Genomic DNA, 23,533 nt, shown 5'->3' with positions numbered 1-23,533 from the left:
GCCGGGTCAGGGGCGGCAGGTGTTCGTCTTGATCGTGTCGACGAACGCGTCCCAGGCGGCGGGCGCGAAGCTCAACATCCCGGCATCGGGCGCCTTGGAGTCGCGGACGTCGACCTGGACGTACCGGTCGCGCACCTCCACGCACTGGCCGTTGTTGCCGGAACGGCTCGACTTGCGCCAGGCGTTACGATCCATGCTTGCTCAGCTCCTTGATGAACGTGATCGACTCGGCAGGTGACCGCGCCAGCGTCTTCAGATTGTCGTACGCCGCCGACAGCCGCGCCAGGTCGCCGCTCGACTCAAGGAACAGCTCGCCGGCCAGGGTCTCGATGTAGCCCAGTGGCGGCTCGTCGCGCTCGAAGCTGAGCAGGGCGAATCCGCTACTGATCGCCAGGTGAGCGCCGGCCTCGAAGCGCAGCACCTGGATCGTCACGTTCGGCAGCCGACTCAAGGTGACCAGGTGATCTAGTTGCTCACGCAGCACGTCCGGGCCGCCCACCTCGGTGCGCAGGGACGCCTCGGAGAGGATGGCGTGCATCCGCAGCGGAGTCGGTTTCCGGCGCAGCACCTCCTGCCGGGTCATCCGGGCGGAGACCCGCTGGTCGATGGTCTCCTGGTCGGTTTCCCGGCCGATGACGTTGACCTCACGGGCATAGCTCTCGGTCTGGAGCAGACCGGGCACGAGCATCGGCTCGAAGTTCTTCAGTTCCACGGCTTCGATCTCGTAGGCGATGTACGTGGCGTACTTGCCACCGAGGCGCTGCCACCAGCCGTCCTCCCGCAGACCGCGCGCCTGATCGAGCAGCGACGTTCCCGGCTCCTCGTCAATCTTGACGCCGTACGCGACCAGCAACTCCATGACGTCACCGACGCGAGGTCTGATCTCGCCCGACTCGATTCGACTGATCCGAGACGGTGAGCAGGCGAGGTTCTCCGCCACTCCCTCGCCGGTCAGACCTTTGGCTTCGCGGAGTTTGCGCAGCTCCCGGCCCAGTCGCCGAGAGCGCGGTGTCGCGGGCGTAAATCGAGGCATGTCGTGATTCTGCGCCCTGCTCGCATTCCTACATGCCCTGGCTCACGTGCCCGGCGTGTCGATCATGGCCATCTTCTTGCCTTGCATCACATGATGCGCAACGCTGGTGACCGTCGGCAACGAAGGATTGCCGCAGCGTGAGTCACAGGCGTGGCACCCTCCCCAACCCCCCGGCGTCGTCAGAGAGCGAGCGTGCGCATGGTTTCCGAAGTCGTGTCGATCGTGTTCGGCGGCCTGGTGCCCGGGTTCCTGTTCGGACTCCTCGCCTTCCGGGTCAAGTCGCGATGGTGCCCGCGCTGCGGCGAGGCCACCGATGCCATCCAACCGTCGCCGGAGCGGGAGTGATGACCGAGCCCGGCCGTCGCAACGGCAGCGAGCCGCCAATCGGGCGGCGGATGGCAGAGCTGCGCGCACGTCGGGGCATGAGCCAGCAAGTCTTCGCCGACCGGATCCGCAAGTCGAAGAGCTGGGTGGACAAGGTCGAGCGAGGGGTGCGTACCCTCGACCGGCTCTCGGTGATCGAAACGGTCGCCGCAGCCCTCGGCGTCGCCCCGGATGTCCTGCTCGCGGGCAAGGCCCCGCGCCAGCAACTCCCCGACACCGGCGGCGACGTGGAACGGCTCCGCGCGGCGCTGGCCCGCTACGACCTACCCGCCAGCGGCAAGCCAGCGCCGTCGTTGGCCCAGCTCGATGCCCAAGCGGGGTACGCGTGGACCGCGTACCGCAACGGTCATCACCCCCAGGTGCTGCGACTACTGCCCGACCTGCTCTGCGATAGCCGCAAGCAGCCGGGAGACACCGCGGATTTGCTGGTACGGGTGTACCGGCTCGCCGCCCAGGTCCTGGTCAAGCTCGGCGAGGCGAATCTCGCCTGGCTGGCCGCCGACCGGGCCATGACCGCCGCCTCCGGTGACCCCTGGCGTGCCGGCCTTGCGGCGATCCCTCTCGCGCAGGCGCTGCGAGCCCTGGGGCGAGGCCGGTTGGCGATGACCGCCGCCGTCAACGCGGTACACCAACTGGACCTGGCACCGCCCCAGGTCCGGCGGTTGGGCGTTACGGGGACCCTGTTGATCGAAGCGGCGCTCGGTGCCGCCGCCGGCGGCGACGCCAGCGCGGCAGGCGAACTCACCGAGCGCGCGGCTCGCCTCGCCGACGGCCAGCGTCAGCACGACTGCGACGGCATCGGGTTCGGTCCCACACCGGTCGAGTTGGTCCGCGTGCTGATCGCGATGTGGTCTGGTGACCCCCAGGTGGCCGTGACCATCCACCGACGTGTCACCAGCGGGAACGCCTGGCACCTGCTCCCCGCCGAACACCGGGCCGCCCACCTGATCGACATCACTCATGCCTATCTGGACCTCGGCGACGTGCGCGCCGCGGGCCGGGCACTGGTCGCCGCCGACCGGATCGCCACCTGGGAGACACGAATACGCCCCATGGCCCGGGCAGCGCTGACCGCTGTGTTCCGCGCCGGACCCGGTGCGGCCGACGTGTCCCGCCTGGCCGCCACCGTCGGATTGACTCGGCGCTAGCTGCTGTTCAGGCCGATAATCCACGCCGTGGTTGACGGACCATTGCTGGTTCTTATCAAAGCGCAAGGCCGGCCTGGATCGCCAAGATCAGGTCCGTACACGGTCGCGACGGCCGACCGCTCGGAGCGCCCGGAACGGCCAGCGACCGACGATCTTGATTGCCAGAGACAATTCCGCAGTTATGCGCGATGTTGTCGCAGTTGCAGGGCGCCCCCTAGGCATGACAACCTCTCGCCGCCACGGTAGGTTGCTTGTTGTGCAGATCAGTGAATCATCGGCCACCCCCCCTTGGCTAGGGTCGGGAAATGCAAGCAACGTAAAGGTATGGGTTCGCTCCGTAGAGCTGTACGAGAGGTTCTCATACGACCTCCCGACGCCGGGGGTTACCGCCATCGTCGGTGGAAACAACAGCGGGAAATCAACTCTCCTTCGACAATTACAACATCAGCTCATGGGCTTGGGTCCCAATGTGCATGATCCGGTTCAGGTTGTCTCGGGGGTTACACCGGTCCAGAAGGGCACTGCGGATGACTTCTTGTCGTGGTTCATGCAGCACGCTACCTACACCCCCTCCATGACCGGCACATCGGAATCCTATTTCCGAGTATCCGGTGGCAGTTGGCAAGCAAGTACTCGGAATCTCGCACGAGCCTGGGAGTCCGGTGCTACGTTGTCGTCGAACCTCGGCCCAGTTGCACAATCAATGGTGTTCTATGCGGACGCGCAGAACAGATTAGGTGCCGTAGGCGGGGTCAGCCATCGTGACCAACCAGCTGACACGCCAACGCATCCCTATCATCGCTTCCAAGACGACGTAGAACTTCTCCGCAAGCTCAACAGACTATGCGAACGAATCTTCCAAAAGACTCTAACTCTGGACGAATTCAGCTCCACAATAAAGTTGAGGGTCGGCAAGGTTGGCATCCCTGCTCCTGCGCGAGACCAGAGTCAACGATCTTATCGGGAAGCGCTGGCGAAGCTCCCCCTTCTTGAGGCGCAGGGCGACGGAATGAAGAGCCTCTTAGGCCTGATAATTCCCATTATTGCCGCCTCCCATCCAACCGTAATAGTTGACGAACCTGAGGCGTTTCTTCACCCTCCACAGGCTTTTGCGTTGGGAATGGCACTTGGCGAGATCGCCAGAGATTCAAAGACCCAGATCATCCTGTCCACCCATGATCGCAACCTTCTCGGAGGGCTGGTCGCCTCGGATGCACCGCTAGCGGTCATACGGTTGAATCGTGTAGATGATACGGGAAGTGCTTCGCAATTATCCCATGAGCAGCTACGGGAATTGTGGTCTGATCCCGTCCTACATTACAGCAACGTTCTGGATGGGCTATTCCATCGCCTCGTCGTCCTCGCCGAAGGGGAACGTGATTGCCGGTTCTATCAGGCCGCCCTAGACACTCACGCAGAGTTAAGCGCTGGAAGTAATGATTACCCGATCCCACCTCCCAGCGATGTACTATTCGTTCCCTCTTACGGCAAGGACGGCATGCCTAGGCTGGCAGAGGTCTTAAGAGCTGCAGCTGTGCCGGTAGTTGCCACGCCTGATCTCGATATTTTAAACGACAGAGGTAAGATCCAGAGACTCTTGAGCAGCCTTGGCGCAGATTGGTCTCCGCTCGACAAGGATTACGGGATCGCGACTCAACCCTTCCGGCAGCCGTCAGAGAGTGTTCCGCTGGTGCACATACGGGAGGGGCTGCTGCTTCTCATCAATAAAAAGCTGGAGGAGGATCCGAACCTACTCCACGACTCAGATATCAAGAAGGAGCTTTCGCTAATAATCCGCGCCCGCGAGAGCCGCTGGAGCGAACTGAAGGAGTACGGAGTTCAAGCTTTCAATAAGGGGCAATCAGGCCCCGCCTCACAACGTCTCCTAACCGCATTGTCGGCTGTTGGCGTAGTGCCGGTCAGCGTCGGAGAACTGGAAAGATTCGCAGGTAACGACTTTGACGTCGCCAAGGGCAAGGAATGGCTGCCCGCCGCTTTAAAGGCAGGAATCCACAGGCAACCGCTCGCTCAAGCTCACATAGCAGATATTCTCAGATCAGCTCAAGGATTGACCGGTGACTTGCCAGGCTCGGAGGTCGTGGACCGCACGGAGGACTAGGGCTCGTAAGTCTTTCACCACCACCAAGCCCGCCCAGTCCCACGCCTGCAAACTCGCGCCGTCGACCGGGTCAGCCGATACTCTCATCCGAGCTGCCCGGCCTCGCCCTGATGGAGGGTCCGAGGCCGGGCTTGCGGGCGGCCCGGATGCTGATACCCGCTCCGTCGACATCGTGACCGATCTGACTAGCTGATCAGGAGCTTTGGTTGCTGGGGCGGGCAGGACTCGAACCCGCGACCGAGGGATTATGAGATCAAGATTGGCGACCCGGCGACCTGCCCGAGTGGCCAGCTAACAGCGGAAACGCCTCTCGACATCTCTCACCACTCCCCCACCACCAATCGGCCTCCTGCGGACCAGATGCGGACTGCTCGCGGCAGGCGTCGACCCTTGCCTAAGTGTGGCTGTACCGGCAGGTTCACTCGCCGACGGCGTGAGCTAGTCAGCCGGACGGGTACGAGACGCTGGGTGTGGGTTGATCGTCAGGGATTTCCGGCGCTGCCAGCGAGGGCGTTCATACCACTGTGTCAGCAAATCGATCTTCTCTGCCAGCAGCGAGAAATTCTCATCCGGTTCTGCCGTGTCCGCAACTGCACGAAGATATCCCGCGAAGGGAAGAAGGATTTCTCTTTCCCTGAGACTGAGGTGCGGCAAGGCATCAACTACTGCCGCCAGCAGATCGTCTGCACAGACGCTGATCTCGCCCAACGTGGCGGCGATTCGCTTGCGATACAACGTCCTCACGTGGAGGGGCGTAGCCTGCATCGCCTTCGTGTGCGGCCACGGTCCGAGCAGGATATAGACCATCTCTCTTGTCCTGCCCAGACAACGCTTGACGTTCGCTCTCGCCCGGTGCTTGGCGAGGATCCGCTCCTTACGCGCCTCCAAGGTGGGCTTGGCCAACCATTCCACCGCAAGCGTGACCACGGCGGACGTGAGCGCAGCGACAAGAGCCGCAAGTAGAAGCTGATCAGCTTTCGTCACCATCCCATCATGACGAGTCTCCACCACCGTGGGCCGCAATGAAGCTCGCCGAACCCAACCATCCTTTGCTGCCATCCCGTCTGCCGCCGACCCACACACCGTGGAGCGGGCCAGGGCCAGGGCGCCAAGGCCGAGGGCACGTTCGTGTCGTCTAGTTCCGTCGGTGGCCGGATGGCCGCCGACGTGTGGAACATGGACACGGGAATGTTTCTGGCCCCAAGCCGTGAAGGCCGGGATCTGCTGATCGTGGGGCGTGCGGCCAGCGTGCAGTTCAGCCGTCCAATCAGATTCCGAGTCATCCGCCAGCTCGACTGGATCACCTACGACGGGTGGGTGTGGCTCGACGGCTACGAGCTAGACGGCCAGGGTGACGCAGTGGCCCGACGGTCGATCTTCGTCATGATGGCTGGGTTGCGCCCTCCGCCCACCGCTGCGCCCCGCAGCAAGCCGACGCGGTCGGCCGCCATCCCGCACGTAAGCCAAGATCGCCGTCTCGGCAGGGTGCCAGCCAGCCCGCAGCGTCGCGCGGAACCAGGTCGACGCACGTCTGAGCACAGGTGACGCGGTTGTACCCAGGTTGTACAGAGATCATCTCTGCGAAGGCGCGGAGGGCTGTTTCTCCTGTAAACGGTTGGTGGGGCGGACGGGACTCGAACCCGTGACCGATCGATTATGAGTCGACTGCTCTAACCGGCTGAGCTACCGCCCCGAACACCGCGCCGGATCTTATCCCGCTCGGCGATCAGCAGCCAGCACCGAGCCGGCCGGCGCCCACGCCTGCACCAGCACGATGGGCAACAGGAATATAACAGCGTGCTCGGGTACGCCTGTCAGCCGGCGCGCAGCTCGTCGAGCACGGCGCCGGCAGCCCGCCAGCCGCTGGTGAGGGCACCCTGGATCGATGGGCTGTCCCGGTGGTCACCGGCCACGAACAGGCCCTCCCCCAGCGCCACCGGCTTGCGCAGCCGCCCCTGCGGCGGTGGTGCGGCGGGTAGCGCCTCGGGGACGGCCACGGTGGTGAGGTGGGCCCAGTCGGCCGTGGAGCGGCCGTACAGCCGGGTCAGCTCGGCCCGGATGGTCGGCTCGGGTGGGGCCGTCGGGCCGACCACCGAGGTGGCGATCAGGTGCCGTCCGGTGGGCGCGTACGTCGGGGCGGCGTTGCTGAGCACCACCGTGTTGGCGACGAGTTCGCGTCGGTCGCCGTCGACGAGCAGGATCGGCTCGGTGAGCGGCGGCTCGGGAGCGCTGTGGTAGTAGGTGGTGTAGCTGTGCATGCGTACCGTCGACAGGGCCGGCAGCAGCGCGGACGCGGCGGGTGGGTCGACGGCGACCACGACGGCCCGGCAGCGGATGTCACCGGCCTGGGTGCGGACCCGGCCCGGGGTGACCTCCGCGACCGGGGTGTCCAGGTCCAGCAGGTCGGCGGACAGCGGTGCGGCGATGGCCCGGGGCAGCGCGGCCATGCCTTCGTCGGGCAGGCCGATCCGGCCGCGGGCGAAGGAGCGCAGCACCATCGCCAGCACGTGACTGGAGGTGGAGAGTTCCCGTTCGATGAGCACGCCTGACAGGAACGGTCGCAGCAGCTCCTCGATGATGGCGTCGGAGAGGCCGGCGCGGCGCAGCGCCGTCTCGGTGCTGGTCTCCGGGGCGGCGAGCAGCCGGGACGCGGGCAGGGTGGCGCAGCCGGTGGCGAGCGCGGCGAAGCGCAGCCGGTCGAGCAGGGAGCCGACCCCGGCGAGCGCGGTGCCGGGCCCGCCGGTCGGCTCGCGCAGCGGGTTGACCAGCCGCAGCAGGTTGTCGCCCTTGCGGACCAGTACACCTGAGGTGAAGTAGCCGAGGTTGAGCTGGTCGGTGTCGAGCAGCGTGCCGAGCCGGGGGTAGGCGGTGTTGAGCACCTGGAAGCCCCGGTCGACGAGGTGACCGTCGACCACGTCGGTGGCGACCCGGCCGCCGAGCCGACCCTCGGCCTCCACCAGCCGCCAGGGCACGCCGGCGCGGTGCAGCCGGCGGGCGGCGGCGAGGCCGGCCAGGCCGCCGCCGACGATGACCACATCGGTTTCAGCCAGCACCGCGCGCCTCCCGCTCACCGTTCGCCCGGGACAACCGGCCCGGCCACCAGATTTTCGGCCCGATGTCGTACGCGAGTGCGGGCACCAGCAGCGACCGGACGATGATGGTGTCGATCAGTACCCCGATCGCGACCGCCGTACCCAACTCGACGAGCACCACAAGTGGCAGGACGGCGAGGGCGGAGAAGGTCGCGGCGAGCACGATGCCGGCGGAGGTGATCACCCCGCCGGTGACGGCGAGGCCGGAGAGCACCCCGGCGCGGGTGCCGCGCTTGACCGACTCCTCGCGGACGCGGCTCATCAGGAAGATGTTGTAGTCGATGCCGAGCGCGACCAGGAAGACGAACGCGAACAGCGGGAACGACGAGTCCACGCCGGGAAAGTCGAAGACGTGCCGGAACAGCAGCGCGCAGAGGCCGAGGGTCGCCGCGAAGCTGAGCAGCACGGTGGCGATCAGCAGCAGCGGGGCGAGCAGCGCACGCAGCAGCAGGGCCAGGATGACCGCGATGACCACCAGCACCACCGGGATGATGACGTTCTGGTCGCGCTTCGCGGCGTCCGAGGTGTCCACGTTGATCGCGGTGAAGCCGCCGACCACCGCGTCCGCGCCGGGCACCTGGTGGACGGCCACCCGCAGCTCGCGGATGGTCCGCTCGGCGCCGTCACTGTCGGGTGGATCGGTCAGGGTCGCGTCCAGCTGCACCCGCCCGTCGACGACCTTCGGGGCGGCACTCGGATCGGGTGGGCCGGTCTGCGGGCCGGCAGTGAGGGGGCGGACGTCGGCGACGCCGGGCACGTCCTTCGCCACCTGGGCGACCTGCCGGGCGGTCTGCTCGGTGGTGAAGATGGTGGCCGGGCTGCCGGTGCCGGCCGGGTAGTGCCGGGAGATCACCTCCTGGCCGTCGACCGAGTCGGTGCGTTGGGTGAACAGGTCGGACTGGCCCAGGGTGGTGGCGCCGAGCTGGGTGAGGCCGAGCGTCAGCAGGGCCAGCACGACGGCGGTGCTCAGCCAGATCGGGCGGGCGTGCCGGGCCACGAAGCCGGCGACGCGGCTCCAGATGCCGTGTTCGGCTCGCGGGTCGGCCTGGTCGGCTCGGGGCCGTCGGGGCCAGAACGCCCACCGCCCGCCGAGCACCAGCAGCGCGGGTAGGAAGGTGAGCATCACCAGCAGGGTGGCGGCGATGCCGATGGCGGCGACCGGGCCGAGCGCCCGGTTGGAGTTGAGGCTGGACAGCAGCAGGCAGAGCAGGCTGACGATGACGGTGCCGCCGGACGCGATGATGGCCGGCGCGGCGCCCTTCCAGGCGGTCTTCATGGCGTCCCGGGGGCGGTCGTGCCGGTGCAACTCCTCCCGGTAGCGGGCGATCAGCAGCAGCGCGTAGTCGGTGCCGGCGCCGAAGACCAGCACGGTGAGGATGCCCTGGGCCTGCCCGTTGAGCTTGACCACGTCGGCGTCGGCGAGCAGGTAGACGAAGACCGAGGCGAGGGCGTACGACATCCCGGCGGCGAGCAGCGGGAAGATCCAGAGGACCGGGCTGCGGTAGACGACCAGCAGGATGACCAGCACCACGACCAGGGTGACCAGCAGCAGTGGTCCGTCGATGGCGGAGAAGACCTCGATCAGGTCGGCGAGCAGGCCGGCCGGGCCGGAGACGTCCACGGTGAGGCCGTCCCGGTCACCGCCGGTGATGTCGCGCAGGTGCTCGACGACCGCGCCGATCTCCTCGCCGTCGGCGTCGTCCACCGGTACGACGACCTGGAGGGCCTGGCCGTCGTCGCTCGGTATGGGTGGGGGCAGTGGGGTGACCACGCCGGGGATCTGGGCGAACCGGGCGGCGTCGGCGCTCACCCGCTGCCGGTCCGCGTCGGTGATCCCGGCGGGCCGCTCGTAGACGACAAGCGCGGGGATGGTCTGCCGGTCGACGAACTCGCCGGCGAGGCCCTGGGCGCGGGTCGCCTCGGCGTCGGTGGGCAGGAAGGCGGCGTTGTCGTTGGTGGCGACCTCGCTGAGGCGCCCCGCGTACGGGCCGGCCACACCGCCGATCACCAGCCAGGCCAGCACGACCGCCACCGCGATCAGCGTGGCCTTGCCGCCTCGTCCGAACATGCACTCACCCCAAGGATCGACGCATCAATCGACGCAGCGGGAGCCTCAGTCGACATCGACCATCCTGCCGGGCAAGCAGGTCGCAGGTGGGTGAAACCAGGTCACACACACGAAAACGCCCGTCGGCTGGTGGCTGACGGGCGTACGTGGGAAAAGCTCCCCCGATTGGACTCGAACCAATAACCTGCCGGTTAACAGCCGGCTGCTCTGCCAATTGAGCTACAGGGGATCGTGCTCCGCGCGACTTCGGATCTCCCCGACGCCGTGCGACGGGACAAGAGTACAGGACTTCCCCGGGTGGTGGTCCAGTGGGTTCCCTCCCTGCCGTCGCATTGACAATAGGGGTAAATCGCCATCCCGGCACAAGCATGCTTGAGCGGGGAGCAGGATGGGTAGTTAGCTGCGGACAGAGGACGCAGGCGCGAACAGGTCGCCTTCCGACGGGGCAACTCGCCGGGGCGACGGCGCGTCAGGTACGGAAGGAGCCGCCATGCGCGGAAAGATCATGTTTCTTGGCGGGCTGGCTGCGGGATTCGTCCTGGGCGCCCGTGCCGGCCGGGAAAAGTACGAAGAGCTCGTGGTCCGGGGCCGCAAGGTGCTCGACCACCCGACCGTCCAGGAGGCGGCCGGGGTCGCGCAGGCCCAGGCCAACAAGCTCTACAGCGAGGGCAAGGACAAGCTCGGCCAGACCAAACTGGCCGAGAAGCTGGGCACCGGTAACGGCAGCACCGGCAAGCAGGAGCTGACCGCCGCCGACGACGCGTTCGCCGGCACGCCCGCCACCGTGGGCGCCAAGGCGGGCACCAGCACGGTCGGCACGACCTCCGGGTCGCCGTCGTCCACGAACCCCCGCACCAAGCCGTCCGGCTCGGGCACGAACGCCAGCACGCTCTGACCCATCGCACGTCGACGGGCCGGTCGCCGCAGGGCGACCGGCCCGTGGTCTGTCCGGAGTGCGGTCAGTCCTTGCTGCTGAACGCCGCGTCGAAGGCGGCGCTCGGTGCGTCGAAGGCGAGCCGGCGAACGAACTGCAACGCCTCCGGGGCGCCGACCAGCCGGTCCATGCCGGCGTCTTCCCACTCGACCGAGATCGGGCCGGTGTAGCCGATCGCGTTCAACGCGCGGAAGCAGTCCTCCCAGGGCACGTCGCCGTGGCCGGTGGAGACGAAGTCCCACCCGCGCCGCAGGTCGGCCCAGGGCAGGTGCGAGGCGAGCCGGCCACGCCGGCCGTCCCCGGTACGCACCTTCGCGTCCTTGCAGTCCACGTGGTAGATGCGGTCGGCGAAGTCGAAGATGAAGTTCACCGGGTCCAGCTCCTGCCAGACGAAGTGCGACGGGTCCCAGTTCAGCCCGAACGCGGGCCGGTTGCCGATCGCCTCCAGCGTCCGCTTCGTCGTCCAGTAGTCGTACGCGATCTCGCTCGGGTGCACCTCGTGCGCGAACCGCACCCCCACCTCGTCGAACACGTCGAGGATGGGGTTCCACCGGTCGGCGAAGTCCTGGTAGCCGCGCTCGATCATCGACGGCGGCACCGGCGGGAACATCGCGAGGGTGTGCCAGATCGACGAACCGGTGAAGCCGACGACCGTCTTCACCCCGAGCTTCGCCGCCGCCCGCGCGGTGTCCTTGATCTCCTCGGCGGCCCGCTGACGAACCCCCTCGGGCTCCCCGTCGCCCCAGATGCGGCCGGGCAGGATGTCCTGGTGCCGCTCGTCGATCGGGTGGTCGCAGACCGCCTGACCAACGAGGTGGTTGGAGATCGTGAAAACCTCAAGGTTGTGCTTCGCGAGGGTCTCCCGCTTGCGCTCGACGTACGAGTCGTCGGCGAGCGCCTTGTCGACCTCGAAGTGGTCGCCCCAGCAGGCGATCTCCAGACCGTCGTAGCCCCACTCGGAGGCGAGCCGGCAGACCTCTTCGAATGGAAGGTCGGCCCACTGGCCGGTGAAGAGCGTGATGGGTCGCGCCATTGTCCTTCTCCCCTGTTGTGATGGGGATTCCATGTGCGGACCGGGGCGAGGGTGACCGGACGTACGCGGCACGCGGGCGGTCACCGGTGGGTGCGGAACACACCTGAGCCCGGCGGGTTGCGCCTCCCACCGGGTCACCGGCCACCAGCACGGTAGCCGCCCCCACCCTATTTCCGCACTACCCCATCGGGGAAGCCCTGCGCTCGGCCGATCATCCGATCATTTCCTCGGGTGCGGGCAGGACAGCCCGTACGGTGAAGCCGCCACCGGCGCGCGGGCCGGCCGAGAACGTGCCGCCGAGCCGCTCGGCGCGCCTGCGTACCCCGAGCAGACCCCGACCGGCCGCCGGGGTGCCGCCGCCGGACGGAGCGGGACCGGCGCCCTCGTCGCGGACCTCGATGGTGATGCCCGCGGCGTCGTAGCGCAGGCGGACCCCGACCGGGGCGCCCGGCGCGTGTCGGCAGGCGTTGGTGAGCGCTTCCTCGATGATCCGGTACGCCACCACGTCGACCGGGCCGGGCAGCGGCCGGGGTTGCCCGGCCATGGACCACCGCACCGGTTGACCGGTGGTGAAGCCCTCCACCAACGCGCCGAGACGGTTGAGGCTGGGCGCCGGCTCGGACGGGTCGTCGGGCTCGTCGGCCCGGCCCAGCGCACCGAGCAGCTGATGGCCTCGCGCCAGCACCGTCCCACGCCACTGCGCGAACAACCCCATGCAGGTCAAGGTACGGCAGCCCGCTGTGAGCCGGTCGGCGGCGTCCACGCCGACAACCCCGCATGCGGTGCCCGTCGGGATGGCGACCCGGCGGACGAAGCGGTGCGAGCGTGATGCCTCTGAGTCATCACAATGACTCAGAGGCATCACGCTCGTTGGAGACACCGCTCGTCGCGCTTTGACGATGCGACCGGTCGGCGGGGGACGTCGACCGGGCACGTCGGCCGGGCACGTCGGCGGTCAGGCCGGCTGGGCCGGAGGGGCCGACGACGTGCGTCGCGGGCCCTCCGGGTCAGTTGGTCAGGGCAGGGTCCACTTCTGGTTGGCCGCGTTGAGGCAGGTCCAGAGGTGCACGATGGTGCTGTCGGCGGAGTTGTTGCCGGAGACGTCCAGGCACTTGCCCGACGACGGGTTGCGCAGGGTGCCGTCGGACTGGGCCGCCCAGTTCTGCGCGCCGCTGCCGTTGCAGGTCCAGAGCTGGATCTTGGTGCCGTCGGCGGTGCCACTGCCGGAGACGTCCAGGCACTTGCCGAGCGCCTTGATCGTCGAGTTCGGCGTCACGGTCCAGGTCTGCGCCGTGCTGCTGTTGCAGGTGTAGATCTGGATCTGGGTGCCGTCGGCGGTGGCGCCGTTGCGCACGTCCAGGCACTTGCCGGCGAGACCCTTGATCGGGCCGACCCCGGTGCCGCCCCCAGTGCCCTTGACCAGGGTGAAGTCGTCCAAATCGAAGAGCCCCGTGCCGGTACCGGTGAAGGTGAGGTACAGGTTCTGGGTGCTGGACGGGACGTTGGACAGCGCCGTGGAGACGTTGGCGAAGGTCGTCCAACTGCCGGTGTTCGGCACGGCGACCGTGCCGAGCACCGGGCCGGTGGCCGAGCCGGTGCGCACCTGGATGTTGCCACCCGCGCCGCCGGAGACGACCCGGGCCGTGAACGAGGTGACCCCGGTCAGGTTGACCCCGTTGTACGCGGCCCAGTCGCCCGGGTCGATGTAGCCGATGGTCTGCCCACCGTTGGCGCCCGCCTTGGTGAACGCGGAGACCCCGTTGGCCGAGCTGAACGCCTCGGCCTGGATCGTGCCAGTGGGCGGCGGCGTGGTGCCCAGCTCCTTGATCCGGATGTTGCGGAAGGAGGCGTCGTCACCGGTGCCGTGGTTCTGGATGCCGATGTGGCCGGCCAGCGAGCGGACCGGGTTGGTGTTGGTGAAGTCGTTGATCTTCACCCCGTTGAGGAAGATCTGCAGCCGCTCGCCCTCGACCAGCAGTTCGTACGTGTTCCACTCCCCCGCCGCGTTCAGGGCCGCGTCACGGGCCGCGATGTCGGCGGACTTGAAGGTATAGACCGCGCCGGTGGTGCGGTCGGTCGCGTCGGTGGCGTCGATCTGGATCTCGTAACCGTTGTCCACCGCCGACCACGGGTCACTCGACGGCGGGAACCCGATGAAGATGCCGGAGTTGTCGTCACCGGCCAGCTTCCAGTCCAGCTTCAACGAGTAGTTGGTGAACTGCTTGGCGTTGTACCAGTACAGCCCCATGCCGCCGACCGAGGTCAGGGTGGCGTCGGAGTTGGTGAAGCTGCCCGGGCCGGCCTGTGACCAACCGGCCGTCGAGCCGTTGAACAGCGGGGTGTAGCCGGTCTCGGGCCGGCAGTCGGCCTTGCTCCGACCGGAGGCGTACCGGATGCCGCCGAGCAGGTGGTTCCGGAACCCGGACTCCGCGTACGACGCCTGGGTGTGCCCCGCGCCGGTGTAGAAGGACCGCCCACCGCTGTAGCTCTTGCACCAGCTCAGCGGGTGGTCGGCGCCCATGCCGCCGCCGGAGTACGACGACTCGTCCAGGGTGGCCAGCACGTGGGCGCTCGACCGGGCGTTGGTGCGGTAGTTGTACCACTCGTCGGTGCGGGTCCAGGTCTGCGGCAGGTGCGCGGTCGCCGCGTGACCCCGGTCCTCCACCTTCATGTTGGCCTGCTGGATCGCGGGGTGCGAGGCGAACCACGCCCCCACGAGGTTGCCGTAGAACGGCCAGTCGTACTCGGTGTCGGCGGCGGCGTGCACACCCACGTACCCGCGGCCCGAGCCGATGTACGACTCGAAGGCGGTCTGCTGGGTGGCGTTGAGCACGTCGCCGGTGGTGTTGAGGAAGACGACCGCCTCGTACTGGTTGAGGTTGCTCGTGGTGAACGCGGCGGCGTCCTCGGTCGCGGTGACAGTGAAGTTGTTCGCCGCGCCCAGGTCGCGGATGGTCTGGATGCCGACCGGGATCGCGTCGTGCCGGAAACCGGCGGTCTTGGAGAAGACCAGCACGTCGTACGGGGCGTCGGCGGCGCTGGCCGGGGTGGCCGGGGTGGTACAGGCGATGACGGCGAGTGCGGCCATGGCCGCACCGAGGACGGGTCGCAGGCGTCTGCGCATATCGCTCTCCTAATTGCGGTTAGGAGGGGCCCCTCGCACCACACTAGGCGTTGTCGAAGGGCCCCTCCCGCCAGCTCAGGGCAGGATCCACTTTTGGTTGGCGGCGGCGGTGCAGGTCCAGAGGTGGACCACCGTGCTGTCAGCGGAGCTGTTGCCAGAGACATCGAGGCACTTGCCCGAGGCCGTGTTGCGGAGCGTGCCGTCGGCCTGGGCGGCCCAGTTCTGGGCGGCGGTCCCGTTGCAGGTCCAGAGTTGGATCTTGGTGCCGTCGGCGGTGGCACCACCCGACACGTCCAGGCACTTGCCCAACGACTTGATGGTGGAGTTGGGGGTGACCGCCCAGGTCTGCGCGGCACTGCCGTTGCAGGTGTAGATCTGGATCTGCGTGCCGTCGGCCGTGGCGGCGTTGCGCACGTCCAGGCACTTGCCACCGAGGCCCTTGATCGGCCCGGCCCCACCCGCCGGGGGCGTCCCGGTGACGAAGGTGAAGGCGTCCAGGTCGTAGAGCGCCCCGGTGCCCGACCCGGCGAAGGTCAGGTAGAGCGTGGTGGTGCCGGTCGGCGGGCTGGTGATCGTCCCGGTGACCGTGGTGAAGGTTTCCCAGCCGCCGGTCACCGGGACCGTGGCCGAGCCGAGCACCGTGCCGGTGGCCGAGCCGGCCCGGACCTGGAGGGTGCCACCGGCACCGGCCGAGGAGACCCGGGCGTTGAACGAGGTCACGTTGCCCAGCCGGTACGGCTGGAACGCGATCCAGTCGCCGTTGTTGATGTCACCGACGGTCTTGCCACCCTCGGCCGGGGTCTTGCTGAACACGTTGACCCCGGACGAGGTGCTGAAGAACTCGGCCTGGCGGTGCCGCGGCGGCAGCGTGTGCTGGGTGTGCGTGGTCAGCCCACCGGCGTCGGTGTACTCGGCGTCGAAGATCGCGAAGATGTTCGCCGCGTCGTCGTGCTCACCGTCGACCGGGATGGTGATCGAGCCAGAGCAACCGGTCTTCGAGGTGATCTGGTGCCCGTGCTGGTCGTGCCCGAGCACGTAGGTCATCTTGACCTTCGTGCAGTCGATGGCGCCGTCCTCCGGGTCGGTCACCGTGATGCTGTAGGGCACCGTGTCCCCGAAGCTGAACAGCTGACCGTTGCCCGGGTTGTTGATCGTGACCGTGGGCGCGGTGTTGCCGACGCTGATCTGCACGCTGCTGCTGCCGGTGGCGCCCTGCGGGTCCCGCACCGTCAGCGTGGCGGTGTAGGTGCCGTTGGTGCTGTAGGTCTTCGTCGGGTTGGCAGCGGTCGAGGTGGTCCCGTCGCCGAACGCCCACGAGTAGGTCAACGCGCCGCCCTCGGGGTCGGACGAGCCGGCCGAGGAGAAGGTCACCGCGAGCGGGGCAGCGCCAGAGGTGCGGTTGGCGCTGGCCTTCGCGGTGGGCGCCCGGTTGCCGCCGCCGACGTAGTCGAAGCGGTAGAGCGCCGAGTTGGCGTCACCGTTGAAGTAACCGGTGCCGTAGTCGAGCACGTAGTACGCCCCGTCCGGGCCGAACGCCGAGTCCATCACCTGCTTGCCGACCCAGGGGAAGGTGTCGATGGTGCCCCGGGAGCCGTCGGCGTTGACGTGGATCGGCTTGATCCAGCCCCGGCCGAACTCGGTGGCGAAGAACTGCCCGTCGAACGACTGCGGGAACTTGGTGGTGGAGGTCGACGAGGCGTTGTACCGGTAGACCGGGCCACCCATCGGCGACTCGGAGCCACCGCCGAACTCGGCCGGGGTGCCGGCGTCGCCGGCGTACCGGATCCAGGCCGGCTGGGCCGGCGGCAGGGTGGTCAGGCCGGTGTTGCGGAACGAGTTGTTGGTCGGCCCGCCGGTGCAGTTGTACTTGGCGCCGCTGGCATTGGTCCCGAAGTCGAACTCGTTGTACGTCTCGGTGGTGGTGTTGGTGCCGGTGCAGTACGGCCAGCCGTAGTTGCCCGGGGCGGCGACGCGGTTGAACTCCACCTGGCCGGACGGCCCGCGGGTGGAGCTGGTGGAGCCGGCGTCCGGCCCGTAGTCACCGACGTAGACCACACCGGTGGCCTTGTCCACGCTGATCCGGAACGGGTTGCGGAACCCCATCGCGTAGATCTCCGGCCGGGTCCTGGCCGTGCCGGGGGCGAACAGGTTGCCCGACGGGATGGAGTACGTGCCGTTGGCGTTCACCTTGATCCGCAGGATCTTGCCGCGCAGGTCGTTGGTGTTGCCGGCGCTGCGCTGCGCGTCGTACGCGGGGTTGCGGTTGGTCCGCTCGTCCAGTGGCGAGTAGCCGGACGACTCGAACGGGTTGGTGTCGTCGCCGGTGGAGAGGTAGAGGTTGCCGGCGGCGTCGAAGTCGATGTCCCCACCGACGTGGCAGCACAGACCCCGGTTGGCCGGGACGTCGAGCACGTCGACCTTGCTGGACTGGTTGAGCGTGTAGTCCGAGTTGAGGGTGAACCGGGAGAGCCGGTTGACCCCGTTCCAGGCCGAGAAGTCGGTGCCGGTGGCCGGCGCGTCACCGCCGGGGGTGGAGAGCGGCGGGGCGTAGTAGAGGTAGATGTAACGGTTGCTGGCGAAGCCCGGGTCGACCCCGACGCCCTGCAACCCCTCCTCGTCGTGCGTGTAGACCGACAGGGTGCCGACCACGGAGGTGGTGCCGTTGGCGTCGGTGCGGCGCAGGGTGCCGTTGCGGGCGGTGTGCAGGACCGAGCGGTCCGGCAGCACCGCCAACGACATCGGCTCACCCATGTCGGTCACACCGCGGGCCAGCTCGACCTGCTGGAAGTCGCTGGCGACGATGGTGTGCGCCTGGGCGGGGGCGGACCCGGCGGCGAATGTGACAGTGCCGGCGGCGACCGCCAGCAGCAGCGCTGATCCGGCGGAGAACCATCGTCGGGACCGTTGTCTGGGAGCGTCCTTCATGGACATCTGTGCTGTCCCTTCCTGACGAGTGACTGCCAGGCCGGGCGCGCGCCGTCGCGCCGGATGCCGTAGCGGTGGTGGGGGGTCGATGGGTTACCGCGCCGCCGGTTCACCTCGACGAAACATTGTCGTGTTGGTCACGACACTAAGTCGCACGTGTCGATGTGTCCATACCTTCCGGCGGTTCAGCATCAACTTTTGTCGATTTGATCGAAAGTCGCCGGTCAGGCGCGTCGGTCGATCGCCTGGCCGGCCAGCGCAACGAGGGCCACGCGGGCCTCGTCGGCCACCATGGCGCTCTGCAGGGCGGAGAGCGCGGCCTCGGTGCGGACCCGGATCATCTGCTCGATCCGCTCCCGCGCACCGGTCGCCTCGATGATGTCGCGGAGCTCCGCCGCGCCCTCGGCGTCCAACGCCGGGTTGCCGAACAGCTCCCGCAGCCGGATGGTCTGCGGCCGGTCCGCGGCGCTGCGGGCCAGCGCCATCATCACCGTGGGCTTGCCCTCACGCAGATCGTCCAGGACCGACTTCCCGGTGACCGCCGGGTCACCGAACACGCCCAGGACGTCGTCGCGGAGCTGGAACGCGTCACCCAGCGGGTCACCGAACTCGCCCAGCGCGGCGATCAGCTCCGGCCCCGCGCCGGCCAGGGCCGCGCCGATCTGCAACGGCCGGGTGACCGTGTAGCGGGCAGCCTTCATCCGGATCACGGTGAGCGCGCTGGCCACCGAGCCGTCACCCACGCCCGACACCAGGTCCAGGTACTCGCCCGCGATCACCTCGGTACGCATCAGCGCGAACACGCCGTACCCCCGGTGCACCTGCTCGGTGCTCAGCCCGCACTCGTGGAACATCTGATCCGACCAGGCCGCGCAGAGGTCCCCGCAGAGCAGCGCGGTGTTGCGGCCGTACGCCTCGGGGTCACCACGCCACGACGAGCGGGCGTGCAGGTCGGCGAAGAGCCGGTGCACCGACGGCTCACCCCGGCGGCGGTCGCTGCCGTCCAGGATGTCGTCGTGGATCAGTGCGAACGCGTGGAACAGCTCCAGGGCCGCCGCGGCCACCACGATCGGGGTGCCGTCGGCCGCCCCCGCGCCGCGCCAGCCCCAGTAGCAGAAGAGCGGTCGCAACCGCTTGCCACCGGCCAGCACGAACCGTTGCAGCGCGGTGAACACGCCTCGCGGCGCTCCGTCCGGCCAGTCCGGGCCCTGCCGGCTGAGAAACCCGGCCAGCTCCGCGTCGAAGCGCGCCCGCAGCTCGCTGGCGTCGGTGGGCGCGACGGTGACCGTCATGCCCCCTCCCCCGAGCCGCCCGCACCGCCGGGGCTCAGCCCGGCCAGCTCCAGCAGCAGTGCCTTGACCTCGGTCGCCGCGATCTTGTCCCGGGCCGCGCTCGGATCGGAGCAGAGCAGCACCGGGCCGTCCGCCGGGTCGTCCGGCAGCCGCCCGTGCGAGCCCCGCACCGCCCGCGCGCCGGCGTCCAGGCCGACAGCGCTCATCAGGTAGCGCATGCCGAGCTTCTTGCGGGCCAGGGCCACCCCGGCGCGGGCCTTCGCGGCACCGGGGTTGGCCGGGTCGAAGAACAGCTCCGCCGGGTCGTAACCGGGCTTGCGGTGAATCTCCACGAGCCGGGCGAAGTCCGGCGCGTTGGCGTCGTCCAGCCAGTAGTAGTAGGTGAACCAGGCGTCCGGCTCGGCCACCAGCACCAGCTCACCGGCGCGCGGATGGTCCAGCCCGTGCGCGGCCTTGCCCTCGGCGTCGAGCACCTCGGCCACCCCGGGCAGGCCGGCGCAGAGCTTCGCCACCGCCGCCACGTCGGCCGGATCCTTGACGTAGACGTGCGCGATCTGGTGGTCGGCGACCGCGAACGCCTTCGACGTCCACGGGTCGAGGTACTCCATGCCCGCCTGGGTGTGCACGTGCAACAGCCCCTCGGCGCGCAGCAACCGGTTGACGTCCACCGGCCGGGACACGTCGGTGATGCCGTACTCGGACAGCACCACCACTGTGGCGTCCCGCGCCCGGGCGGCGTCCAGGAGCGGGCCGAGCACCGCGTCCAGCTCGGCTGCCGCCGCGGCGGCCTGCGCCGACGAGGGACCGAAGCGTTGCAGGTCGTAGTCCAGGTGCGGGACGTAGACCAGGGTCAGATCGGGTGACACGTCGGCGAGGATCTGCTCGGCGGCCTGGCAGATCCACCGCGACGACGGCAGCCCGGCCGTCGGCCCCCAGTAGGTGAAGAGCGGGAACGTGCCCAGCCGCCCGGTGAGCGCGTCGTGCAGCTCCGGTGGGTCGGTGTAGCAGTCCGGCTCCTTGCGCCCGTCGGCGTAGTAGACCGGGCGGGGCGTCACCGTCCAGTTGACGTCCGCGCCCATGGCGTACCACCAGCAGACGTTGGCCACGGTGTAGCCGGGCTCGGCCCGACGGGCGGCCTGCCAGAGCTTGTCCCCGCCGACCAGCGCGTTGTGCTGCCGCCACAGCAGCACCTCGCCCAACTCGCGGAAATACCACCCGTTGCCGACGATCCCGTGCCCGCTGGGCGGCTCGCCGGTGAGGAAGGTGGACTGCACCGAGCAGGTCACGGCGGGCAGCACGGTGCCCAGTTCGGCCCGGAAGCCGCCGTCGGCGACCCCCCGCAGTCGAGGCATGTGCGCCAGTAGTCGGGGCGTCAACCCCACCACGTCGAGGACCACCAGTCGCCGGCTCATCGCGTCACCCCCATGCTCACGGTTCGCTCTGCGGTCAGCCCGAGGCCGACCAGTTCGTCCCGGGCGAAGGCCAGCTCAGCGGCGATGCCGGCGGCCAGCTCCGCGTCGGTGCCGGGCCGTCGTGCGGCCGGCAGCACCCCCCAGGTGTACGTCTCGACGTCGAGGTGGTCACAGCCGGCGGTCGAGCCGTCGAAGAGCGCTCTCAGGGCCGCGCGCAGCACCGGCAGGGTCGAGCCGAGCGGTTCCTCGGGTGGGGCGTGCAGCGGCACGTGGTAGTGCACCCGCCACGGGCCGGGCAGCGCCCGGTCCAGCGCCTCGTCCAGGTCGTCGGCCGCGTACGCCGGGTCGGCCGGGTCGGCCAGGCCGGCGCAACCGGCGCCCCGGGTCTGGTGCAGGAAGCGTGGTTCCACCCAGCGGCGCAACGCCTCGGCCCCGCCCTCCGGGTCGGCGGCCTCGACGGCGGCCGAGACCTGCACCTTCACCACCGGCAGTCCGGCCGTGCGCAGTCGGTGCAGTGCCTCGGCCGGCTCCTCCCAGGCGCAGGCCAGGTGGGCCAGGTCGAGGCAGACACCCAGCCGTTCGGTGTCCATCCCGGACAGCAATGTGGCCGCCTGACCGGTGCTCTCCACCACACAGCCGGGCTCCGGCTCGAAGGCGATGCGCACCTCGCGGCCGGTGTCCCGCTGCACGGTGGCCAGGCCGGCGGCGAGCTGGTCCAGCCGGCGTCGGGCCGCGTCGGCCCGGTCGGTGTCCCACGGTTGACGCCAGGCCAGCGGCAGGGTGGAGATCGAGCCCCGGGCGGCGTCGTCGGGCAGCAGGTCGGCGAGCACCCGGGCCAGGTTCAGGGTGTACGTCAGGCGCTGCTCGGTGGTCCAGTCCGGGTGGTACACGTCCTGCTTGACCACCGGCGCCTGGAAGGCCGCGTACGGGAAGCCGTTGAGGGTGACCACCTCCAACCCGCGCGCGTCGAGTTCGGTGCGCAACCGGCGGCGTAGCGTCGGGTTGGCGGCCAGCTCGGCGGCGACCGGGGCGGCCAGCCACAGGCCGAGCCCGAGCAGGTCGCTGCCGAGCGCCTCGCGGACCGGCACCGCGTAGGTGTCCAGTTGACCGAGGATGCCGGCGAGGTCCTCGGCGGGGTGCACGTTGGTGCAGTAGCCCAGGTGGACGGTCTCGCCGCCGGCATGTCGCAGCCGCATCAGCTGCCGCCGCGCAGGATCGAGTTGCCGGTCTGCGGGTCGACGGCGGCGGCGACGTCCAGGTCGCTGAGGTCGAGCCGCCCCGACTGCCCGTAGAACTCCACCGGGTTTCGCCACAGCACCGTGTCGACGTCGTCGTCGCTGAAGCCGGCCGACAGCATCGCCTCACCGGTGGCCCGGGTCAGCAACGGGTCGGAGCGCCCCCAGTCGGCTGCCGAGTTGACAAGCATCCGTTCCGTGCCGTACTCGCGCAGCAGCTCGACCATCCGCTGCGGCGTCATCTTGGTGTCCGGGTAGATGGAGAAACCCAGCCAGCAGCCGCTGTCGCGGACCAGCTTGACGGTCACCTCGTTGAGGTGGTCGACCACCACCCGACCCGCGTCGATGCCGGACTCGGCGACCACGGCGAGGGTCCGTTCGCAGCCGCGTGCCTTGTCCCGGTGCGGGGTGTGCACCAGCGCCGGCAGGTCGTACGCCACCGCGAGGGCGAGCTGCGCCGCGAACGCCTCGTCCTCCTCGGGCGTCATAGAGTCGTACCCGATCTCGCCCACCGCCACCACCGCGTCCTTGTCCAGGTAGCGGGGCAGCAGGTCGAGGACCGGGCGGCAGCGCGGGTCGTTGGCCTCCTTGGGGTTCAGCGCGATGGTGGCGAAGTGGCGCACCCCGAACTGCCCGGCCCGAAACGGCTCCCAGCCGATCAACGAGTCGAAGTAGTCGGTGAACGAGGCGGCGCTGGTGCGCGGCTGACCCAGCCAGAACGCCGGCTCCACCACCGCGCGTACGCCGGCGGCGGCCATCCGTTCGTAGTCGTCGGTGGTGCGTGAGGTCATGTGGATGTGGGGGTCGAAGATGCGCATTCACGCCTCCCGGGGCAGTGCGGCGGTGAGCCGGTCGAGCAGGTCGGTGGCGTCGGCGGGCAGCTCCCGGCCGGCGGCGTGCCGTTCGGCGGCCAGCGCGGCCAGCATCTCGGCCAGCTCGCCGTCCGCCCGGGTGTCCAGGTCGGCCACGGCGGCCAGGGGGACGCCGCTGAACACGCACTTGAGCACCGCCTGCCGCCAGGCGGCCGGGTCGAGGTGCCGGGCGTACGGGCCGAGCGCGGCGGCGACCAGCCGGGTGTCGTTGGTCCGGATCGCGTCGTGCAGCAACGCCACCGCGTCGGCGCCGATCGGCAGCAGCGGCAGGGCGCGCAGCACGGCTCGTCGTTCGGCCGCGTCACCGTGCTGGTAGAGGCGCTCGGCGTACGCCGCGTGATCACCGGGCAGGCTGGTGAGCAGCAGCACCCGGGCCGCGTCGTCGGCGGTCCAGCCGGGGGCGTCGGGCAGCGCGGCCCGACCGCAGCGTCGGCCGACGGCGGGGAAGAGCCGGGTGATCGCGGTGGGCTCGCTGGTGACGCGGCGCAGCGCCGTGTCCAGCCAATCGGGATCGGGTACGCCTCCCAGCGCGGCCCGTAGTGAATCCGGTGTCATGCCGTCTCCTCCCTCTTGCTGCTCCAGGCACCCCACCACCCTTTGCTCTGCACCTACATATGCACCGGGGCCTCTTCGGCGGGTGTCGCCCTGGCGGGTGTCGCCCTGGCGGGTGTCGCCCTGGCGGGTGTCGCCTCGGCGGGTGTCGCCTCGGCGGGTGTCGCCTCGGCGGGTGTCGCCTCGGCGGGTGCAGAGCAAAGGGTGCGGTCAGGGTGGTGATCGGTGGCCGCGGCGGCGCGCAGGAACTCGATCGACCGGGGCGCCAGTAGGGTGGAAGTGTACACGTATGAACTACAGGCACGGGTAC

The 23,533-nt window shown here is 69.1% G+C and carries 19 protein-coding genes and 2 tRNA genes; 5 read left to right on the top strand and 16 right to left on the bottom strand.

All coding sequences use genetic code 11. From position 1 onward, the window contains the following. Positions 1 to 6 precede the first annotated feature (6 nt). Positions 7 to 195, bottom strand: coding sequence for a DUF397 domain-containing protein (locus PSH25_RS08550; protein ID WP_238658478.1), 189 nt, complete (start codon positions 193 to 195; stop codon positions 7 to 9). Next, the gene (locus PSH25_RS08545) at positions 185 to 1,033 is read right to left on the bottom strand and encodes a helix-turn-helix domain-containing protein (RefSeq protein WP_238658477.1); all 849 of its coding nucleotides are present in this window, start codon (positions 1,031 to 1,033) and stop codon (positions 185 to 187) included. Before PSH25_RS08545 ends, PSH25_RS08550 begins: the two co-directional genes overlap by 11 nt. Positions 1,034 to 1,231: 198 nt before the next feature. Here PSH25_RS08545 and PSH25_RS08540 point away from each other — a divergent pair, with 198 nt between their 5' ends. The 3 genes from PSH25_RS08540 (at position 1,232) to PSH25_RS08530 (ending at position 4,684) form a co-directional block, all read left to right on the top strand. Next, on the top strand, positions 1,232 to 1,378 hold the full coding sequence (locus tag PSH25_RS08540) for a hypothetical protein (RefSeq protein WP_238658476.1): 147 nt from the start codon (positions 1,232 to 1,234) through the stop codon (positions 1,376 to 1,378). After that, a complete protein-coding gene (locus PSH25_RS08535) occupies positions 1,378 to 2,565 on the top strand; it encodes a helix-turn-helix domain-containing protein (protein WP_274527180.1) in 1,188 nt (395 codons plus the stop codon). The genes PSH25_RS08540 and PSH25_RS08535 overlap by 1 nt, the downstream gene beginning before the upstream one ends. A 574-nt stretch (positions 2,566 to 3,139) precedes the next feature. After that, complete coding sequence (locus PSH25_RS08530; RefSeq protein ID WP_238658474.1) at positions 3,140 to 4,684, top strand: ATP-dependent nuclease; 1,545 nt, start codon at positions 3,140 to 3,142, stop codon at positions 4,682 to 4,684. A gap of 438 nt (positions 4,685 to 5,122) precedes the next feature. Here the strand turns inward: PSH25_RS08530 and PSH25_RS08525 are convergent, their stop codons facing one another. Next, entirely contained in the window at positions 5,123 to 5,671 is a 549-nt protein-coding gene (locus PSH25_RS08525) for a hypothetical protein (protein WP_238658473.1), read from the bottom strand. A gap of 201 nt (positions 5,672 to 5,872) precedes the next feature. Between PSH25_RS08525 and PSH25_RS08520 the strand changes: the two genes are divergently transcribed. Beyond that, positions 5,873 to 6,229, top strand: a complete 357-nt coding sequence (locus tag PSH25_RS08520) for a hypothetical protein (protein ID WP_372492744.1) — start codon at positions 5,873 to 5,875, stop codon at positions 6,227 to 6,229. A gap of 71 nt (positions 6,230 to 6,300) precedes the next feature. On the opposite strand, the gene PSH25_RS08515 is transcribed toward PSH25_RS08520, so the two are convergent. The 4 genes from PSH25_RS08515 to PSH25_RS08500 all read right to left on the bottom strand — a co-directional run bounded on the left by PSH25_RS08515 (position 6,301) and on the right by PSH25_RS08500 (position 10,073). Continuing rightward, positions 6,301 to 6,377, bottom strand: a tRNA-Ile gene (locus PSH25_RS08515). Between the two features lie 121 nt (positions 6,378 to 6,498). Further along, positions 6,499 to 7,737: an NAD(P)/FAD-dependent oxidoreductase gene (locus PSH25_RS08510; RefSeq protein WP_238658472.1), complete on the bottom strand. Its 1,239-nt coding sequence runs from the start codon at positions 7,735 to 7,737 to the stop codon at positions 6,499 to 6,501. Beyond that, positions 7,727 to 9,844: an MMPL family transporter gene (locus PSH25_RS08505; RefSeq protein WP_238658471.1), complete on the bottom strand. Its 2,118-nt coding sequence runs from the start codon at positions 9,842 to 9,844 to the stop codon at positions 7,727 to 7,729. Before PSH25_RS08505 ends, PSH25_RS08510 begins: the two co-directional genes overlap by 11 nt. A 156-nt stretch (positions 9,845 to 10,000) precedes the next feature. Further along, a tRNA-Asn gene (locus tag PSH25_RS08500) sits at positions 10,001 to 10,073 on the bottom strand. Positions 10,074 to 10,334: 261 nt separating this feature from the next. Between PSH25_RS08500 and PSH25_RS08495 the strand changes: the two genes are divergently transcribed. Continuing rightward, entirely contained in the window at positions 10,335 to 10,739 is a 405-nt protein-coding gene (locus PSH25_RS08495; protein WP_030330394.1) for a hypothetical protein, read from the top strand. 64 nt (positions 10,740 to 10,803) lie between these two features. On the opposite strand, the gene PSH25_RS08490 is transcribed toward PSH25_RS08495, so the two are convergent. The 9 genes from PSH25_RS08490 to PSH25_RS08450 all read right to left on the bottom strand — a co-directional run bounded on the left by PSH25_RS08490 (position 10,804) and on the right by PSH25_RS08450 (position 23,226). After that, the gene (locus tag PSH25_RS08490) at positions 10,804 to 11,811 is read right to left on the bottom strand and encodes a sugar phosphate isomerase/epimerase family protein (RefSeq protein WP_030488695.1); all 1,008 of its coding nucleotides are present in this window, start codon (positions 11,809 to 11,811) and stop codon (positions 10,804 to 10,806) included. Between the two features lie 211 nt (positions 11,812 to 12,022). Beyond that, complete coding sequence (locus tag PSH25_RS08485; protein ID WP_238658470.1) at positions 12,023 to 12,526, bottom strand: sensor histidine kinase; 504 nt, start codon at positions 12,524 to 12,526, stop codon at positions 12,023 to 12,025. 300 nt (positions 12,527 to 12,826) lie between these two features. Beyond that, the gene (locus PSH25_RS08480; protein ID WP_238658469.1) at positions 12,827 to 14,935 is read right to left on the bottom strand and encodes a ThuA domain-containing protein; all 2,109 of its coding nucleotides are present in this window, start codon (positions 14,933 to 14,935) and stop codon (positions 12,827 to 12,829) included. A gap of 75 nt (positions 14,936 to 15,010) precedes the next feature. Continuing rightward, entirely contained in the window at positions 15,011 to 17,866 is a 2,856-nt protein-coding gene (locus PSH25_RS08475) for a PQQ-dependent sugar dehydrogenase (protein WP_238658468.1), read from the bottom strand. A gap of 218 nt (positions 17,867 to 18,084) precedes the next feature. After that, a complete protein-coding gene (locus PSH25_RS08470) occupies positions 18,085 to 19,152 on the bottom strand; it encodes a polyprenyl synthetase family protein (protein ID WP_238658467.1) in 1,068 nt (355 codons plus the stop codon). Next, complete coding sequence (locus PSH25_RS08465; protein WP_238658466.1) at positions 19,149 to 20,564, bottom strand: alkaline phosphatase family protein; 1,416 nt, start codon at positions 20,562 to 20,564, stop codon at positions 19,149 to 19,151. Before PSH25_RS08465 ends, PSH25_RS08470 begins: the two co-directional genes overlap by 4 nt. Continuing rightward, on the bottom strand, positions 20,561 to 21,760 hold the full coding sequence (gene eboE / locus PSH25_RS08460; RefSeq protein ID WP_238658465.1) for a metabolite traffic protein EboE: 1,200 nt from the start codon (positions 21,758 to 21,760) through the stop codon (positions 20,561 to 20,563). The genes PSH25_RS08465 and eboE overlap by 4 nt, the downstream gene beginning before the upstream one ends. Next, positions 21,760 to 22,617: a TatD family hydrolase gene (locus PSH25_RS08455; protein WP_238658464.1), complete on the bottom strand. Its 858-nt coding sequence runs from the start codon at positions 22,615 to 22,617 to the stop codon at positions 21,760 to 21,762. Before PSH25_RS08455 ends, eboE begins: the two co-directional genes overlap by 1 nt. After that, entirely contained in the window at positions 22,618 to 23,226 is a 609-nt protein-coding gene (locus PSH25_RS08450; protein ID WP_238658463.1) for an EboA domain-containing protein, read from the bottom strand. Positions 23,227 to 23,533 lie beyond the last annotated feature (307 nt).

The sequence above is a fragment of the Micromonospora foliorum genome (assembly GCF_022229015.1).
Taxonomy (GTDB): domain Bacteria; phylum Actinomycetota; class Actinomycetes; order Mycobacteriales; family Micromonosporaceae; genus Micromonospora; species Micromonospora foliorum.
Note: the sequence above shows the minus strand (reverse complement) of the source record. Positions and strands in the feature narration are given on the sequence as shown.

What these genes read in the sequence shown, in the direction of transcription:
- PSH25_RS08535 (WP_274527180.1), top strand. Translation starts at nt 1,378, where the DNA reads ATGACCGAGCCCGGCCGTCGCAACGGCAGCGAGCCGCCAATCGGGCGG.
- eboE (WP_238658465.1), bottom strand. Translation starts at nt 21,760, where the DNA reads ATGCGGCTGCGACATGCCGGCGGCGAGACCGTCCACCTGGGCTACTGC.
- PSH25_RS08495 (WP_030330394.1), top strand. Translation starts at nt 10,335, where the DNA reads ATGCGCGGAAAGATCATGTTTCTTGGCGGGCTGGCTGCGGGATTCGTC.
- PSH25_RS08485 (WP_238658470.1), bottom strand. Translation starts at nt 12,526, where the DNA reads ATGGGGTTGTTCGCGCAGTGGCGTGGGACGGTGCTGGCGCGAGGCCAT.
- PSH25_RS08470 (WP_238658467.1), bottom strand. Translation starts at nt 19,152, where the DNA reads ATGACGGTCACCGTCGCGCCCACCGACGCCAGCGAGCTGCGGGCGCGC.
- PSH25_RS08520 (WP_372492744.1), top strand. Translation starts at nt 5,873, where the DNA reads ATGTTTCTGGCCCCAAGCCGTGAAGGCCGGGATCTGCTGATCGTGGGG.
- PSH25_RS08455 (WP_238658464.1), bottom strand. Translation starts at nt 22,617, where the DNA reads ATGCGCATCTTCGACCCCCACATCCACATGACCTCACGCACCACCGAC.
- PSH25_RS08525 (WP_238658473.1), bottom strand. Translation starts at nt 5,671, where the DNA reads ATGGTGACGAAAGCTGATCAGCTTCTACTTGCGGCTCTTGTCGCTGCG.
- PSH25_RS08480 (WP_238658469.1), bottom strand. Translation starts at nt 14,935, where the DNA reads ATGCGCAGACGCCTGCGACCCGTCCTCGGTGCGGCCATGGCCGCACTC.
- PSH25_RS08505 (WP_238658471.1), bottom strand. Translation starts at nt 9,844, where the DNA reads ATGTTCGGACGAGGCGGCAAGGCCACGCTGATCGCGGTGGCGGTCGTG.
- PSH25_RS08490 (WP_030488695.1), bottom strand. Translation starts at nt 11,811, where the DNA reads ATGGCGCGACCCATCACGCTCTTCACCGGCCAGTGGGCCGACCTTCCA.
- PSH25_RS08550 (WP_238658478.1), bottom strand. Translation starts at nt 195, where the DNA reads ATGGATCGTAACGCCTGGCGCAAGTCGAGCCGTTCCGGCAACAACGGC.
- PSH25_RS08530 (WP_238658474.1), top strand. Translation starts at nt 3,140, where the DNA reads ATGACCGGCACATCGGAATCCTATTTCCGAGTATCCGGTGGCAGTTGG.
- PSH25_RS08545 (WP_238658477.1), bottom strand. Translation starts at nt 1,033, where the DNA reads ATGCCTCGATTTACGCCCGCGACACCGCGCTCTCGGCGACTGGGCCGG.
- PSH25_RS08475 (WP_238658468.1), bottom strand. Translation starts at nt 17,866, where the DNA reads ATGTCCATGAAGGACGCTCCCAGACAACGGTCCCGACGATGGTTCTCC.
- PSH25_RS08465 (WP_238658466.1), bottom strand. Translation starts at nt 20,564, where the DNA reads ATGAGCCGGCGACTGGTGGTCCTCGACGTGGTGGGGTTGACGCCCCGA.
- PSH25_RS08540 (WP_238658476.1), top strand. Translation starts at nt 1,232, where the DNA reads ATGGTTTCCGAAGTCGTGTCGATCGTGTTCGGCGGCCTGGTGCCCGGG.
- PSH25_RS08450 (WP_238658463.1), bottom strand. Translation starts at nt 23,226, where the DNA reads ATGACACCGGATTCACTACGGGCCGCGCTGGGAGGCGTACCCGATCCC.